We start from the raw sequence: 16,409 nt of genomic DNA on the forward strand, positions 1-16,409 counted from the left end.
GTAAATCGCCAATGACAAATCGAAAGGAGGTCTCTCTTGCAGACTGAACACACCGGCCTAAAGCGCCACCTCAAAGTACGTCATATTCGTTTGATGGCCTTAGGCTCAACGATCGGCGTCGGCTTATTTCTTGGATCGGCTAGCGCCATACAAATTGCTGGCCCGTCTATTCTTTTGGGCTACCTGCTTGCAGGCTTGGTTGCCTTCATTGTTTTGCGTACCCTTGGTGAAATGGCAGTGCATGAGCCTGTAGCGGGTTCCTTTGCGGCTTATGCCAATAGCTATGTCGGTCCATTGGCGGGTTATATGGTGGGCTGGGGTTATTGGACCTATTGGATTGTGGTCGGCATTGCCGAAGTCACTGCTGTAGGTATTTATATGGGGATATGGTTTCCAGAGACGCCGCAGTGGATTTGGGCGCTTTCCTCAATCGTGATGATGGGCTTAATCAATCTTATTGCCGTAAAAGTGTTTGGAGAGTTTGAGTTTTGGTTTGCCTTGATCAAGGTGGTAGCGATTGTCGCCATGATTGCGCTTGGCGGCTCTGTCATTTTGTTCGGATTTACAAATGATTGGCAACCGATTGGCTTAAGCAATCTATGGCAACACGGCGGCTTCTTCCCAAATGGGACTAATGGAATGTTGCTGTCCTTACAAATGGTTTTATTTGCATACGTTGGTATCGAGATGATTGGCTTGTCTGCAGGCGAAGCTGAGGATCCACAAAAAACGATTCCGATGGCTATTGATTCCCTGGCATGGCGCATTCTGATTTTTTATATGGGCGCCATCCTTGTGATTTTGGCAATCTTCCCTTGGAATCAAGTTGGTCAGCAAGGAAGTCCATTCGTTGTGATGTTTGAAAGATTAGGCTTACGTGAGGCTGCAGGACTAATTAACTTTGTTGTTATTACCGCTGCACTTTCGTCATGTAATGCGGGCATCTTTAGCGGTGGGCGTTTGTTGTATTCCCTATCGTCTAATGGTTATGCGCCTAAATCTTTTTCAAAGCTCTCAAAGTATGGCGTTCCGCATCGTGCTGTGATGTCTACGGTTGGAGTTTGCATGACGGGCGTGGTACTGAATTATTTCATGCCTGATAAAGCTTTTCAATACATGATGGCGGCAGTCACGTTCATTGGCTTGATGGTTTGGGTTGCCATTCTGATTACGCAGATTCAATTCCGTCGCTCTCTATCTAAATCCCAAGTGGCTCAATTGGCTTATCGCGCTCCTTGGTGGCCGTATACCTCGTGGTTCGCTTTGGCATTCATTGCTTTGGTAGTGGTGTTAATGGGCTTTCACGAGGATGCGCGGATTGCCTTAATAGTGGGGCCGTGCTTAATGGGCGTGTATCTCATGATGTTTTATGTCGTGGGCTTACATCGCAAAACTGCAAGTAAGCGTGACTTTAAATAAAAGGAGATAGTAATGATTATTGGTGTACCTCAGGAAGTAAAAAATAATGAGTTTCGGGTTGGTCTAACACCCGGTAATGTTAGCGGGCTATGTAAGCAGGGACATTCCGTTCTTATTCAGCGAGGTGCTGGGGCGCAAATTGGCTTAAGTGATGAGGCTTATCGACTTGCTGGTGCTAGCTTAATCAATAGTGCCGCTGAAGTGTTTCACAAGGCAGAGATGATTGTGAAAGTCAAAGAGCCTCAGGCGCAGGAGTGCGCCATGTTGCGGGAGGATCAAATTTTATTTACATATTTGCATTTGGCTCCAGATCCAAAGCAAACAAAAGCCTTGCTGCAATCCGGCGCAACTTGTATTGCCTATGAGACTGTCACCGCAATGAATGGCGCCTTACCTTTATTAGCGCCTATGAGCGAGGTGGCGGGGCGTATGTCGATTCAAGCGGCCGCATCCCATCTTGAAAAAACCAATGGCGGTCTAGGGGTGCTGATGGCTGGTGTTCCTGGCGTCTCACCAGCAAAGATTGTGATTCTGGGTGCAGGCGTAGTGGGGCGTAATGCTTTGCAAATGGCAGTTGGTATGGGTGCAGATGTGTGCATCTTTGATCGCGATATTGATCGCTTGCGTCAGATCGATATGTTCTATGGCAATCGAGTGAGAACTTTTTACTCTGATAGTTTGCTGATTGAGCAGGAGGTCTGTGAGGCAGATGTTGTAATCGGAGCAGTCTTGCTTCCTGGTGCTGCAGCACCAAAGTTGGTGACGCATGACATGATAAAAAGGATGAAGCCAGGTTCGGTGGTGGTGGATGTAGCCATTGATCAAGGTGGTTGTTTTGAAACCTCTAAACCTACAACCCATGCGGATCCAACATTTGTAGTCGATGGCGTGCTTCATTACTGTGTTGCCAATATGCCGGGCGCAGTTGCTAGAACATCTACCTTTGCACTCACCAATGCAACTTATCCATTTGTAGAGGCTTTAGCCAATCGTGGTGTGATGAAGGCGCTTTCCATTGACCATCATTTGCGTAATGGCCTTAGCGTTCATAAGGGAGTCTTAACTTCAGAGCCAGTTGCCCAAGCTCAAGGGCTGGACTGTGTATCAGCTGAGGGGTTATTGGCGGCATAGGCGTATCTAAAAACAGGTGGTCCAAAGCGTGGGGGATTTAAACTATCCCTAATACGCGGAATATTGCGAAACTGATTGGACCAACTTACATGGATTTTTCAGCATTAACTCTCTCCGCTGGGGTGGTTGCTTTAGCGGAGATGGGTGATAAAACCCAACTGCTTTCTTTGATGCTAGCAGCTCGCTACCCAAGGCAAGCTATGGCAATCATTGCTGGTATTTTTGTTGCCACCATTGCTAACCACGCATGCGCCGCACTGCTGGGCCATTGGTTGACGACTCTGCTGTCGCCCGATGTCATGCGCTGGATTTTAGGATTGAGTTTCTTGGGTATTGGTTTGTGGTTGCTGGTGCCGGATCATATTGATGATGCCGCTGGATCTAAGGTCGCTGATAAAGCCCTACAAGTATTTTTCCTGACGACTAGCCTGTTCTTTTTGGCCGAGATGGGTGATAAGACGCAAATAGCCACTATTGCCCTAGGTGCTCGTTATGAGGATGTAGTCTCAGTCACCATTGGCACCACATTGGGGATGATGTTGGCCAATGCTCCTGCAGTCTGGATTGGTCAAAAGTTTACCAAGCGGATGCCAATCAAGTGGGTGCATGCCATAGCGGCCATTACCTTTATTGCCATTGGCATTGCTACCTTGATTTGGGCTTGATTCAGAGGGATCACCAGTTTGCCAGCCTAGACTTAAAATAGGCGCATGAAAACTGATCTCCCGCAGAGCTTTCGTCGGCTCGAATACCGCCCTCCTGTCTACACCTTCGATCAGGTTGAGCTTGATATCGCTCTCGACCCAGTTAGAACCATTGTTAAAAGTCGCATTGAAGTTCTGCCAGGCAAAAGCTTTGAACCAGGAGCCCCCTTGACATTGGTCGGACATGAGCTCGAATTCGTTAGTTTGCGGATTAATGGCGAAGCCCATCGCCATTTTGAATTAACTCCTGAAACACTCACGATTCATTCTTTACCAAATGAAGGTAAAGATAAATTTATCGTTGAAATTATTTGCGTTTGTGTGCCAGAGAAAAACACAACTCTGATGGGCTTGTATGTTTCTAATGGCAATTTCTTTACTCAGTGTGAGGCAGAGGGTTTTAGAAAGATTACCTATTTCCTGGATCGTCCAGACGTCATGGCGCGCTTCAAAGTAACGCTACGCGCTCGTGAATCAGAGTGCCCAATCTTGTTATCTAACGGTAACTTGATTCATACAGAAAAACTTCCTAATGGTTGGCACAGCGCGACCTGGGAAGATCCGTTTCCTAAGCCATCGTACTTGTTTGCCTTGGTGGCAGGTAAGTTGGAGTGCATTGAAGAGACCATTACGACCAGCAGTGGGGCTAAGAAGCTATTGCAGATCTGGGTTGAGCCGCATGATCTGAATAAGACCCGTCATGCCATGGACTCTTTAATCGCTTCCATCCATTGGGATGAAAAACGCTTTGGCCTAGAACTGGATTTAGAGCGCTTCATGATTGTGGCTGTTAGTGATTTCAATATGGGCGCAATGGAGAACAAGGGATTAAATATTTTCAATACCAAGTTTGTTCTCGCTCAACCAGAAACAGCGACTGATGCTGACTTTGCCAATATTGAAAGCGTTGTTGCGCATGAGTACTTTCATAACTGGACCGGTAATCGCGTCACTTGTCAGGATTGGTTTCAGTTATCACTGAAAGAAGGCTTAACGGTATTTAGAGATCAAGAGTTTTCTGCTGACCAAATGGGTAGCGAGTCTGGTAGGGCAGTCAAGCGAATTGAAGACGTTCGCTTGCTGCGTCAGCTCCAGTTCCCGGAAGATGCGGGTCCGATGGCGCATCCGATTCGTCCTGATGAGTACCAAGAGATTAATAATTTCTATACCGTTACCGTATATGAGAAAGGCTCTGAGGTGGTCCGAATGTACCAAACCTTGCTTGGTAAGGATGGTTTCCGTAAGGGTATGGATCTCTATTTCAAGCGTCATGATGGGCAAGCGGTGACCTGCGATGATTTTTTGATGGCGATGGCTGATGCAAATGGTAAAGACCTGACTCAGTTTAAGAATTGGTATAGCCAAGCAGGCACCCCGAGAGTTCAAGTTCAAGAGCATTACGACTCCGCCAAAAAACAGTACCAACTCACGCTGACGCAAAGTTGTGCGCCTAGCCCAGGACAGCCAGAGAAAAAGCCTTTTCATATTCCGCTGAAGATGCGCTTAATAACCAAAGCAAACAATCAAAAAGAGCAACTGCTAGAGCTCACGCAAGAGAGTCAGGTATGGACCTTTAACAATATTGTAGAGTGTCCAGTGCTGTCGATTAATCGTAATTTCTCGGCACCAATTAACTTGGATTTTGAGCAGTCTGAAGCGGATCTCTTAACGCAATTCTCCAGCGATGACGATGCGTTTAATCGCTGGGAGGCTGGTCAAAAATTGGCAATGCAAATGATTTTGAATAATCGTTTGCCAGATGCTCAATTAATCGAGGCCTATCGCAATATTCTCCTTGATCCTATCTTGGATCCCGCCTTTAAAGATTTGGCTCTGACGCTACCTGCCGAGTCTTATTTGTATGAGCAATGTACGAGCGTTGATCCGCAGACGATATTTACTGCACGCCGCGCCTTCCGCAGGGAAATTGCAAAGCAACTTCAGCTAGAGTGGGCTGCCTTGTATCAGCAAATGCAAACACCCGGACCATTTAAGTCAGACGGAGTGGATTCTGGAAAGCGCGCACTCAAGAACTTGTCTTTAAGCATGTTGCTTGAAGCGGCGCCGGGAGTGTGGGCGCCAATGGCAGCCAATCAATATCAGATTGCTGACAATATGACTGATCGCTATGCTGCATTATCTGCGCTGGTAGTACATGGCGCTAAACCAGCCAAAGATTGTTTAATTGATTTCTACAATCGATTTGCCAATGATGCTTTAGTGATTGATAAGTGGTTTGGCTTGCAATCAAGCCGTCCACCAGTTGATGGTCTTGACTCCACTCTGGTGGAGGTGAAGAAGCTGCGCGAGCATCCTGCATTTAAGTTAAATAACCCTAACCGAGTACGTAGCGTCATTCACGCCTTCTGCGCCAATAACCCAGCAAGCTTTCATCAGGCTGATGGTAGTGGCTACGAGTTTTGGGCTGATAGCGTCCTGGCGCTTGATCCTATTAATCCTCAGGTTGCCGCTCGTCTTGCGAGATCCCTGGATCGCTGGCGCTTGTTTGCTCAACCCTATCAAGATCGCATGAAAGCCGCTCTGGAGCGGGTTTCAGCGTGCCAGACCCTCTCTCCGGATGTGAGGGAGGTAATTGGGAAGGCGTTGGGAAATTCAGTTTAACGTGGGATATCCTTCATTTCGGGGGCTATCCCACCAAGTGCTGACAGTTTTTTAGCGGCTTGTAATCGAATAAGTGTCGTAATTGCCTCATGAATAAGCTTGCTTGGGCTTAATTGTGGGTTGAAATGCTTCATCGCCTCACGAATTAACTCATCATCTACATTAATTATCATAATTAAATCCCCGTCTTAAGGTGTGTAATTTCGTGTTCTTACGCCTTAAATTATGATTGCATCCAGGAACAAGGCAAAATAGACCCTAATTTTCAATAGAGCTTTGGAGAAATACCTTTGTCCCCAAGTACCCATATTAATTTCAAGCAATACTTAGCATCCGCAAAACCTGCGGGTGCGGCAATTCCTGCTGGATTGCAGGAATTGCTGACTGCAGTAGTCAATACCTGTTCAACACTGAGTCATGAAGTGGCTCAAGGTGCGTTGATTGGGTTACTCGGCTCAGCAGGCACTGGGAATGTACAAGGCGAGGTTCAACAAAAGCTCGACATCATTGCAAATGATTTGCTAATTGATGGAGTCAAGGGTTGCAAGTCTCTTGCTGGCTTGGCATCCGAAGAGATGGAGTTGCCAGTTCCCGTTCAAGGAACAGGGGATTACTTGCTCCTGTTTGATCCACTTGATGGATCATCCAATATTGATGTGAACGTTTCTATTGGGACAATTTTTTCTGTTCTAAAGAAGCAAGACCCTAATGCACCTTTAGAGACTTCTGATTTCTTATTGTCAGGCCGTCATCAAGTTGCTGCTGGTTATGTTGTATATGGTCCTCAAACCACGATGGCGCTGACCTTAGGTGATGGTGTGGTGATGTTTACGCTCAATAAAGTCACTGGCGAGTTTTTATTGATCAAAGATTCGGTAACTATTTCTCATTCCACCAAAGAATTTGCAATCAATATGTCCAATATGCGTCACTGGGCTGATCCAGTACGACGTTATGTTGAAGAATGTCTTGCTGGCGTTAGTGGCGCTCGTGATAAGGACTTCAATATGCGCTGGATCGCCTCTATGGTGGCAGATGTACATCGCGTTCTGTCCCGTGGCGGTGTATTTATGTACCCATGGGATCAGCGTGAGCCTCATAAGCCTGGCAAGTTACGCTTAATGTACGAAGCCAACCCCATGAGTTTCTTGGTGGAGCAAGCGGGTGGCGCCTCTACCAATGGCACAGATCTCATTATGGATTTACAGCCAACCGATTTGCATGAGCGTGTTTCTGTGATGCTGGGCTCTAAAGAAGAGATTGATCGTATTCAGCACTACCACTCATAAGCAGTTATATCTCCAAAATAAAAAACCCAATCAGTTGATTGGGTTTTTTACTCTGAAAAAACTTTAGAGCATGTGCCTATATTCTTTCCTAAGGCTTTACCTTTTCTTTAAGGTAGGCGAGCGACTCTTCTACTTGATCAATGAGGATAAGGCAGATATCACCAGCAGATAGATCATCTAGGGCGGTATCAATAGCTTTAAATTCACCATGAATCTCTTTAATTTGCCTTGCTTTGGTAGCGCCAACTAGGCCCTCTTGAAGCAGTTTTAATACTTCACCGTCTTCGCGACCACGCTGGCAGGCATCTTGATAGAGGATGACGTTGTCAAACGCATTGCCTAAGATGCGGGTGAGATCGCGAATATCTTCATCACGACGATCGCCTGCACCACTAATCACTACATGACTCTTATTTGGCTTCATTGCTTCAATGGCGCTGGTTAAGGCGCGCATCGCATCTGGGTTGTGACCATAGTCAGCAATGACAGTTGCACCATTGTGCTGGAATTGATTGAAGCGACCCGGTACTGAATTAGCATTGCTTTCAAAGCTATGTAAGCCACGTGCAATCTTTTCTGCATCTAGGCCTAGAGCCCAAGCTGCGCCGATTGCGGCCATCGCATTTTCCACCTGGAATCCAAGTACCCCATTTTGAGTTAATGGAATCTCGCTGACAGGGAAGCGGAACATCACACGTGCACCTTTGGATGCAACGATGTAGGTGCCGTCAAAGTAAATAACTTTTTTGTTTTTGGCGCGATGTGCTGCAATAACTGGGTGGTGTTGGTTTTGGGCAAAGAAAATAACTCGACCAGAGCACTTATCCCCCATCTTTGCAACCATTGGGTCAGCCGCATTGAGAACTGCCGCTCCAGTGGGGGCTACGTTTTGCACAATCACACGCTTCAGAATGGCCAAGTCTTCAACACTAGTAATGTAATTGAGGCCTAGGTGATCGCCTTCACCAATATTGGTTACTACTGCTACTTCGCAACGATCGAAGCCAAGTCCCTCGCGTAGCATGCCGCCTCGAGCGGTTTCTAGAACTGCTGCATCTACGTCAGGGTGCATTAATACATTGCGTGCACTCTTAGGGCCGCTGCAATCGCCTGTATCGATTAAGCGATGGTTGATATAAACACCATCTGTGCCAGTCAAGCCAACACGCAAACCGGTTTCAGAAATCAAGTGGGAGATTAATCGAACGGTGGTGGTTTTGCCATTGGTGCCGGTAACCGCTACAACAGGTATGCGCCCATCTTCGCCTGGAGGGAACATCATATTGACAATGTCTTCACCGACTGGACGACCTTTGCCGTAGGAGGGTTTCAGATGCATGCGCAAACCAGGTGCAGCATTGACTTCAACAATACCGCCACCTTGTTGCTCGAGTGGCTTGTAGATGGATTCGCAAAGAATATCTACACCAGCAATATCAAGGCCGATCATCTGAGCGGCAGCAACAGCACTTGCTGCAACATCAGGATGAACGTCATCGGTAACATCGGTTGCAGTGCCGCCGGTACTCAGGTTAGCGTTGTTACGTAGTAGAACGCGTTCACCAGTTTTGGGAATATGTTGTGGGGTGAGGCCGGAACTTGCTAAATGTGCCAGGGCAATGTCATCAAAGCGAATTTTGGTGAGGGCAGTAGCATGACCATCACCACGCAATGGATTTTTGTTTTCTATTTCAACTAATTCAGCAACGGTGTGGGTGCCGTCACCAACTACCTGAGCAGGTTCGCGGCGTGCAGCAGCAGAAAGGCGATTGCCAACTACTAGTAAGCGGTAGTCTGCGCCTGGCAGATAGCGCTCAACAATGGTTTCACGACCAAAGGCTTGAGTCACGATAAACCCAGCGCGCACCTCTTCTTCAGTCTGAATATTGGCAACAACGCCTTTACCTTGATTGCCGTCCTTTGGCTTAAGCACAATAGGACCACCAATTTTTTGAGCAGCGCGCCAAGCATCATCGGCTGTAGTTACCACTTCACCGATTGGAACTGAAACGCCAGCAGCAGCAAGTAGGTTTTTGGTGAGCTCCTTGTCTTGCGCAATAGCTTCAGCAATGGCACTAGTGTCACTGGTTTCTGCTGCTTGAATACGCTTTTGTTTACTACCCCAGCCAAATTGCACCATGCTGCCTTCGGTCATGCGGCGATAGGGGATATTGCGTTGTACTGCTGCATCGACGATGGATCCAGTGCTGGGGCCTAAACGGACATCTTCATACAGTGCCTCTAGTTCGGAGAGGGCTGCAGCCAGATCAAAAGGCGCATCGTTGAGTGTTGCTTGTATTAATGCAAAGCCAAAGTCAAAAGCCATCCGACCAACGACTTCTTCGGTGTATTCAACAACAACTTGGTAGACACCGGTATCTATGGTTTGAACGGTGCGACTAAAGGTGACTGGACAACCTGCTTGCGCTTGCAGACCTAGGGCTGCATGCTCTAAAGCATGTGCAAGCGAAAGTACTTCATTGTGGCCGCCGCGACGCATGCTACCAAGTTGCGGAAAGCGTTCACGAATCTTGATTTCAAACTGGGGAATCGAGTCGATTGAGCGCTCTGATTCATCACAGGAAACAATAGCTTCTAAAGCGGTATGACGGCTCCATAAATTTGGGCCGCGCAACATGCGAATACGGGTAATTTCCAATTAAGCCCCTGTAGCAGTGGTGGCGTCAGGCACGAAAGTTTCCGCACCTGCTTCAATAACATTAAACGGAATATCTAAAGCCCAGGCGGCGGCAATCGCTGCGCCTAAATTCATAGTCTTCCAAGGAGTAGAGCTGTTTGCCTCAGAGTGGCGTGGAACCGGAATAGATTTCTGATCCAATTTGCCAGACTTCAGAGTAATTTGTTGTTTGCCAACCGTGACTGCACGTCCACCATTTAGAAGATGTGTCTTCACGATTTCAGATTCAGGATTCTCGCTAAAGAATATTACTTCGCCATCGCAAAGTTCTGCCATTTGCACGCACATTGGATCGTCGGCATTCAGAACAGCTACGCCTGTGGGTAGCACAACATCTACTTGAGTTCGAACAATGCTAAAGACTTGATCTTCATCGTAGATTGCATACTGCGGGAAGTTGGCTTTGGGGTCGACATTCAACACTACGCCGACCTGGCAACGATCGTAGGCTAAGCCTTCAATTAGCATCGATAAATGATTGTTCTCAATGACTACCGCTTCTACAGCGCGATTGAGAAGGGTGCGACGTGCATTCTCCCAATTGGATGCGTTGGAATTCGGGATGGCGCGATTGCCAAAGAACAGGCCCTTGCTGCAAGAAAGACCAACATAGACGTTGGTTAGACGCAAGAAGTGCGCAATCATTTCAGCAACAGGGGTTTTGCCACGTTCACCACAAACACCAACTACTGGGATGCGGAAGTCCGCACCTGGAGGGAAGAGGTGGTTTGCAATCTCTTTGCCAACAGGCTGGGGTTTACCGCTTGCTGGCTTTAGGTGCATTAATAAACCAGGGCCGGCATTGACCTCAACAATAGCGGCATTTTGATCCGCTAGTGGTTTGCTAATGTCTTGTGCAACTAAATCAACACCAGCGATTTCTAAGCCCACAACACGAGCAGCTAAAGCTACTTGGCTAGCAACATCTGGGTGAATTAAATCAGTGACATCAAATGCAACGTTACCGTTACTTTGAATCAATACTTTTTGATCAACAGCAGGAATGCTGTCACCAGTTAATTTCTGGCGCGCTAGTTCAAGCTCTACTGCAGAGTCAATACGAACTGGATTAAGAGGGTGTTCTTCAGCAGTGCCACGACGTGGATCAGAGTTAATCTGAATTTGAATGAGTTCATTAACGGTGTGTTTGCCATCACCGGTGACCCAAACCGTTTCACCTTTTGCAGCAGCAACGACTTTATTGCCAACTACGAGCAAGCGATGTTCATCACCAACAATGTGACGCTCAACCAATACCTCGCTACCTTCATCAATCGCAACTGCATAGGCAGCTTCAATTTCTTGTTGGGTGTAGAGATTAATAAATACGCCACGACCATGATTGCCATCGATCGGTTTCACTACCACTGGCAAGCCGATATCTTGCGCTGCTTCCCATGCATCATCAGGGCTGGTGACGGTTCTCCCTTCAGGTGTTGGTACGCCTGCGCTACGCAGTAAGCTCTTGGTTAAATCTTTGTCGCGAGAAATCGTTTCTGCAATAGCGCTTGTTTGATCGGTCTCAGCCGTCCAGATGCGACGTTGCTTAGCGCCATATCCCAACTGCACTAAGTTACCTTCAGATAAACGAATCGATGGAATGCCACGCTCTTCAGCAGCATTAACAATGCAAGCAGTACTTGGACCAAGTAAAAGATCGTCACCAAGGTCACGTAAATTTTCGATGATGGTTTGCACTAGAGCAGCGCAATCACTGTTGTCTTGTGCCAAAGCTAAGTAAAGATCACGTGCATATTTGAGGGCAGTTAATGTGACCTCTTCGTTGATGGCGCTAACCATGACTTTGTAAACACCACGACGATCACCGTCACGTGCTTTGCCAAACCCACCAGGAATGCCGGCTAAATTTTGTAGCTCAAGCGTCAGGTGCTCCATGATGTGAGCAGGCCAAGTGCCTTCCTCGACGCGCTTTAAGAACCCGCCAGTTTCGCCATAGCTGCAACGATGTTCAACCAAGCTTGGCATTGCTTTCACAAGACGATCGTAAAAGCCAGGAATGAGGTTAGAGGGGTAATCCTCTAAATCGCCAATATCGACCCAAACCTCGATAACAGGGTGGTAGGTCCACATATTGGGGCCACGGAGATGCTTAACGCTCAGAATCTCGATGGATTTATCTAGTAATTGGGGCATATGCTGTGTTGCGATGGCCGTCGCCTGGGTTTTGGCTTTGACGCGTCAGACAGTCTCTCTGTTTCTAGTAGTTATTGAAAAACTCACAAAAATAGCAAAAATACATAAAAAGGCCTATATAGACAATTTAACGGCTTTTGACCCCCTAAAGTTGACAGGAGTAATAAATCTAAATAATTCAGCTCCACTATACTTTTAAGGTCAATGAAGCCACAAATCTTACCTTTTGCACCCGCGCTGCCAAGCGCTTGGGAAATTGTTTTAGCGAATCAAAATACCCCAGTAAAGAGTCCTGAAGACCTGCTGGCTTGGGTTGAGCTCGATCTGGATGCGGATTTGCGCTTTGAAAAAAGCCTGCTTTTACTCAGTCAAGAGGGCCTATTTTGGACAGATGGCAAGGTATTTGAGTCTTGGCAGTTGGGTCAAGGCACCCATTTAGTCCATGGCGATCATGCAGGAGTAGGGAATTTAAGGCTAGAAACTGCCGATAAGTTACTCAAGTCTTGGAATTTCACCTTAGCTGTAAATCCCCAGGTGCTTCGATTGCAATCGAGCTTTAAGCAACTCAATCGTGGTGAAGAAATTAGTAGTGGTGAGGTTGGTGAGTACGATAAACAGGTATGCCCAGCTTGCTTAAGTCCTAAGCCGGCAAACTCTGAAAGTTGCCCAACTTGCGATCCTGAAGATGATGTTCCGCCATCCACTTGGACATTATTTAAGCTTTGGCGTTTTGCCCGTCCATACAAAAAACAATTACTACTCGGTTTTGTATTGACTCTGTTATCCACTGGCGCAACATTAATTCCGCCGTATCTCACGATGCCGCTAATGGATCACGTGTTGATCCCATATGAGAAGGGTAACCCGATTGATTTCCATTTGGCCAGCATGTATCTCTTGGCTTTGTTTGGTGCTGCGATCGTTGCATGGGGCTTGGGTTGGTGGAAAACCTATTTACTTGCTTTAGTGAGTGAGCGTATCGGCGCTGACTTGCGAAACACTACTTTTGAGCATTTGCTCAAACTCTCATTAGAATATTTCGGTGGAAAACGTACAGGCGACTTGATTGCACGTATCGGCGCAGAGACTGATCGCATCTGCGTTTTCTTGTCTTTATACGCACTCGATTTTGCAACTGATGTGTTGATGATCACCATGACAGCTGCGATCTTGGTATCTATCGATCCTTTGCTAGCCTTGGTTACCTTGGCGCCTTTGCCATTCATCGTCTGGATGATTCACGTAGTGCGTGATCGTCTACGTTTTGGTTTTGAAAAGATTGATCGCATCTGGTCTGAAGTAACCAATATTCTTGCTGACACGATTCCGGGTATTCGTGTTGTCAAAGCGTTTGCACAAGAAGATCGCGAACTCAAACGCTTTGTAGATTCCAATAAACATAATCTGCAAATTAATGACCGTGTGAATCGTGTCTGGGGCTTGTTTTCTCCTACAGTGACACTGCTGACAGAAACGGGTTTGTTGGTGGTATGGGGTTTTGGTATCTGGCAAGTAGCGCATCAGAAAGTCACTGTTGGTGTCTTGATTGCATTCTTGGCATACATCGGACGTTTTTATATTCGCCTCGATTCAATGAGCCGCATTGTTTCGCATACCCAAAAAGCAGCTGCGGGTGCTAAGCGTATTTTTGATATTCTCGATCACGTCTCCAGTGTTCCTGAGCCCATTAACCCAGCCCCCTTGGGTGAGGTCAAAGGCCGCATCTCTATGCGTGGCGTAGGTTTCCGCTACGGTAATCGCGCTGTTACCAAAGGGATTGATTTAGATATTGCTCCTGGTGAAATGATCGGCTTAGTAGGGCATAGCGGATCAGGGAAAAGCACTTTAGTAAACTTGATTTGTCGCTTCTATGATGTGAGCTCTGGCTCTATTTCATTGGATGGGCGCGATATTCGCAGCATCGCTATTGCCGACTATCGCAAGCGCATTGGCCTTGTGCTACAAGAACCATTTTTATTTTTTGGCACGATTGCTGAGAATATTGCTTACGGCAAACCTGATGCCACTCGTGAAGAAATCATCGATGCAGCGCGTGCAGCCCATGCCCATGAATTTATTCTGCGATTGCCTTTAGGTTATGACTCACTGGTTGGTGAGCGCGGTCAGTCTTTGTCGGGCGGTGAACGTCAGCGTATCTCCATTGCGCGTGCCTTGTTAATTAATCCAAGCATTTTGATTTTGGATGAGGCGACATCATCTGTAGACACGACAACTGAAAAAGAAATTCAGCGTGCTTTAGATAACTTAGTTAAAGGTCGCACGACGATTGCGATTGCGCACCGTCTCTCCACCTTGAGAAAAGCAGACCGCTTAGTTGTTTTAGACAAAGGTGAGATTGTTGAAATTGGCTCACACGAGCAGCTAATGGAAGCGCAAGGTGCTTATTACACTTTGTATCAAGCCCAGTTGCGCCATGCAGCAGAGTTGGTTGAGGGCGGCGCTATTGGAGAGAGCTTGGAAGAAGAACAGGCCGAGCAGCAAGAAGAAAAACTAGAAGAAGTTGCCAAGAAAATTGGGGGTGGGGTATGACGCAAATCAATCAATCCACTCATCAACTCGAGCGTGATGCCTTAGGTCGACTAGTCTTTATTGATAACAAAGGCGAGCGTCATGTAGGCGTGCATCCTGTCAGAGCTTTTCCAATAACCGCACCTGGCGCTGGCATTGCCATCATGAATCAATCTGGTAAAGAGCTTTGCTGGTTTCCAAACATGGCTGCGATTTCTGAAGCAGAACTTGGATTGATTGAAGAAGAGTTGGCCGAGCGAGAGTTCATGCCGGTCATTGAAAAAATCACCAAAGTCTCTACCTTCGCTACTCCAAGTATTTGGGACATTGAAACCGATCGTGGCCCAACACGTATACGCCTCAAAGGCGAAGAAGATATTCGTAGGATTGCTGGCAATACATTGCTAATCGCCGACTCGAATGGTTTGCAGTTCTTAATCAAAGACTCCACACAGTTGGATAAAGTGAGTAAAAAACTTCTCGATCGCTTCCGTTAAACAAGGTTGACCATCATTCAATTTAAGGGAAAACCCTTAATAAAAATTAGCATTTATGGCATTTTAAAAAAAGTGCATTTTTCGTGCATTAAATGCGGTTTTTTGTCTCAGATATAAGTACACTATCTGCGGTCTTTGGCTTGATTTATCAGGGTTTCTACTAGATTTCAGAAGCTCGTGTGATTCGATTGCGAAATTATTGATGGCAGTCAAGTTTTACTGGCACATCTTGTTTAAAAATCATTCACACAACAAATAAGCCGAATTTAAATTGGTTAACCACAACGGAGACTTACTTTATGAAGATGAAGTTAAAAGGGGCTTTGATTTCAACCGCACTCGCCCTTGGTGTAGCTGGTGTTTCACCTGCATTTGCAGCGTGGGAGCCTACCAAGCCTGTTGAGTTCATTATTCCTGCTGGTCCTGGTGGCGGCGCTGATCAAATGGCGCGCATGATCCAAGGCATCATCACTAAAAATAATTTGATGAAGCAGGCTGTTATCCCTGTGAACAAGGGTGCAGGTGCTGGTGCAGAAGGTTTCTTGGCAATGAAAGAAGCGAAGGGCGATCCAAATAAGATCGTGATTACGCTCTCCAACTTGTTTACTACCCCTTTGGCAACTGGTGTTCCATTTAACTGGCAAGACATCACTCCAGTAGCGATGTTGGCACTAGACCAATTCGTTTTGTGGGACAACGCTGAAAAGCCTTACAAGACTGCTAAGGAGTATATCGACGCAGCTAAAGCAGCTGGTCCAGGTAAATTCAAAATGGGTGGTACAGGCTCTAAGTCTGAAGACCAGATCATTACAGTAGCGATTGAGAAAGCAACTGGTGCTAAGTTCACTTACATCCCATTCAAGGGAGGCGGCGACGTTGCGGTTCAGTTGGTCGGTAACCACATTGATTCTTCTGTGAACAATCCAATTGAAGCGGTTGCTCAGTGGCGCGCTGGTAAGTTGCGTGCATTGTGTGTATTTGATGACACACGTATGCCATACAAAGAAAAAATCACTCCAACCCAATCTTGGTATGACGTACCTACCTGTAAAGAAGCGGGCGTTCCAACTGACTACGTTATGTTGCGCGGCATCTTCATGGCACCAGGTGTAACCCAAGAGCAAGTGGACTTCTATATCGATTTGTTTAAGAAGGTTCGTGAGACAGCTGAATGGAAAAAGTTCATGGCTGATGGTGCATTCAATCAGACATTCATGACTGGTAAAGAGTTCCGAAACTGGCTCACTTTGAACGAAGCTTTGCACAAGCAGTTGATGGGTGATGCTGGATTCTTAGCTAAGTAATTTTGCAACTTCAAGGTGGGGCCTCCAGTAGGGGGTCCCATTTTTTGAGTAAATGCGTTAAC

The 16,409-nt window shown here is 46.7% G+C and carries 10 protein-coding genes and 1 pseudogene; 8 read left to right on the forward strand and 3 right to left on the reverse strand.

The annotated features are described in order from the left end of the window. Window positions 1-36 precede the first annotated feature (36 nt). The 4 genes from ICE93_RS06070 (at window position 37) to pepN (ending at window position 5,876) form a co-directional block, all read left to right on the forward strand. Window positions 37-1,419 (forward strand): amino acid permease, encoded by a 1,383-nt coding sequence (locus tag ICE93_RS06070; RefSeq protein WP_216186530.1) that lies wholly within the window; start codon window positions 37-39, stop codon window positions 1,417-1,419. Window positions 1,420-1,431: 12 nt separating this feature from the next. Next, window positions 1,432-2,550: an alanine dehydrogenase gene (ald, locus tag ICE93_RS06075; protein ID WP_216186532.1), complete on the forward strand. Its 1,119-nt coding sequence runs from the start codon at window positions 1,432-1,434 to the stop codon at window positions 2,548-2,550. Between the two features lie 89 nt (window positions 2,551-2,639). Then, window positions 2,640-3,215, forward strand: a complete 576-nt coding sequence (locus ICE93_RS06080; RefSeq protein WP_216186534.1) for a TMEM165/GDT1 family protein — start codon at window positions 2,640-2,642, stop codon at window positions 3,213-3,215. 45 nt (window positions 3,216-3,260) lie between these two features. Next, window positions 3,261-5,876 (forward strand): aminopeptidase N, encoded by a 2,616-nt coding sequence (gene pepN / locus ICE93_RS06085; protein ID WP_216186536.1) that lies wholly within the window; start codon window positions 3,261-3,263, stop codon window positions 5,874-5,876. Here the strand turns inward: pepN and ICE93_RS06090 are convergent. Beyond that, window positions 5,873-6,049: a type II toxin-antitoxin system VapB family antitoxin gene (locus tag ICE93_RS06090; protein ID WP_216186537.1), complete on the reverse strand. Its 177-nt coding sequence runs from the start codon at window positions 6,047-6,049 to the stop codon at window positions 5,873-5,875. The two genes, pepN and ICE93_RS06090, sit on opposite strands and share 4 nt — an antisense overlap. Window positions 6,050-6,166: 117 nt before the next feature. Here ICE93_RS06090 and ICE93_RS06095 point away from each other — a divergent pair, with 117 nt between their 5' ends. After that, complete coding sequence (locus ICE93_RS06095; protein ID WP_216861309.1) at window positions 6,167-7,165, forward strand: class 1 fructose-bisphosphatase; 999 nt, start codon at window positions 6,167-6,169, stop codon at window positions 7,163-7,165. 88 nt (window positions 7,166-7,253) lie between these two features. Here ICE93_RS06095 and cphA (ICE93_RS06100) read toward each other — a convergent pair whose 3' ends face one another. Both cphA (ICE93_RS06100) and cphA (ICE93_RS06105) read right to left on the reverse strand, forming a co-directional pair. Further along, window positions 7,254-9,824, reverse strand: coding sequence for a cyanophycin synthetase (gene cphA, locus ICE93_RS06100; RefSeq protein WP_216186539.1), 2,571 nt, complete (start codon window positions 9,822-9,824; stop codon window positions 7,254-7,256). 12 nt (window positions 9,825-9,836) lie between these two features. Further along, window positions 9,837-12,017 (reverse strand): annotated as a pseudogene (gene cphA / locus ICE93_RS06105) (cyanophycin synthetase); the annotation flags it as partial. Window positions 12,018-12,221: 204 nt separating this feature from the next. Here cphA (ICE93_RS06105) and ICE93_RS06110 point away from each other — a divergent pair. From ICE93_RS06110 to ICE93_RS06120, 3 genes are all read left to right on the forward strand, one after another. Then, on the forward strand, window positions 12,222-14,567 hold the full coding sequence (locus tag ICE93_RS06110; protein WP_216186544.1) for an ABC transporter ATP-binding protein: 2,346 nt from the start codon (window positions 12,222-12,224) through the stop codon (window positions 14,565-14,567). After that, window positions 14,564-15,043, forward strand: coding sequence for a DUF1854 domain-containing protein (locus ICE93_RS06115; protein WP_216186546.1), 480 nt, complete (start codon window positions 14,564-14,566; stop codon window positions 15,041-15,043). Before ICE93_RS06110 ends, ICE93_RS06115 begins: the two co-directional genes overlap by 4 nt. A 305-nt stretch (window positions 15,044-15,348) precedes the next feature. Continuing rightward, a complete protein-coding gene (locus tag ICE93_RS06120; protein WP_216188298.1) occupies window positions 15,349-16,347 on the forward strand; it encodes a tripartite tricarboxylate transporter substrate binding protein in 999 nt (332 codons plus the stop codon). Window positions 16,348-16,409: the final 62 nt, after the last annotated feature.

Origin of the sequence: Polynucleobacter sp. MWH-HuK1, assembly GCF_018881815.1 — a bacterium.
GTDB lineage: Bacteria > Pseudomonadota > Gammaproteobacteria > Burkholderiales > Burkholderiaceae > Polynucleobacter.

Excerpts from the sequence above, each read along its gene's own strand:
- ald (WP_216186532.1), top strand. The coding sequence starts at position 1,432 with ATGATTATTGGTGTACCTCAGGAAGTAAAAAATAATGAGTTTCGGGTT.
- ICE93_RS06080 (WP_216186534.1), top strand. The coding sequence starts at position 2,640 with ATGGATTTTTCAGCATTAACTCTCTCCGCTGGGGTGGTTGCTTTAGCG.
- pepN (WP_216186536.1), top strand. The coding sequence starts at position 3,261 with ATGAAAACTGATCTCCCGCAGAGCTTTCGTCGGCTCGAATACCGCCCT.
- ICE93_RS06090 (WP_216186537.1), bottom strand. The coding sequence starts at position 6,049 with ATGATAATTAATGTAGATGATGAGTTAATTCGTGAGGCGATGAAGCAT.
- ICE93_RS06110 (WP_216186544.1), top strand. The coding sequence starts at position 12,222 with ATGAAGCCACAAATCTTACCTTTTGCACCCGCGCTGCCAAGCGCTTGG.
- ICE93_RS06115 (WP_216186546.1), top strand. The coding sequence starts at position 14,564 with ATGACGCAAATCAATCAATCCACTCATCAACTCGAGCGTGATGCCTTA.
- ICE93_RS06120 (WP_216188298.1), top strand. The coding sequence starts at position 15,349 with ATGAAGTTAAAAGGGGCTTTGATTTCAACCGCACTCGCCCTTGGTGTA.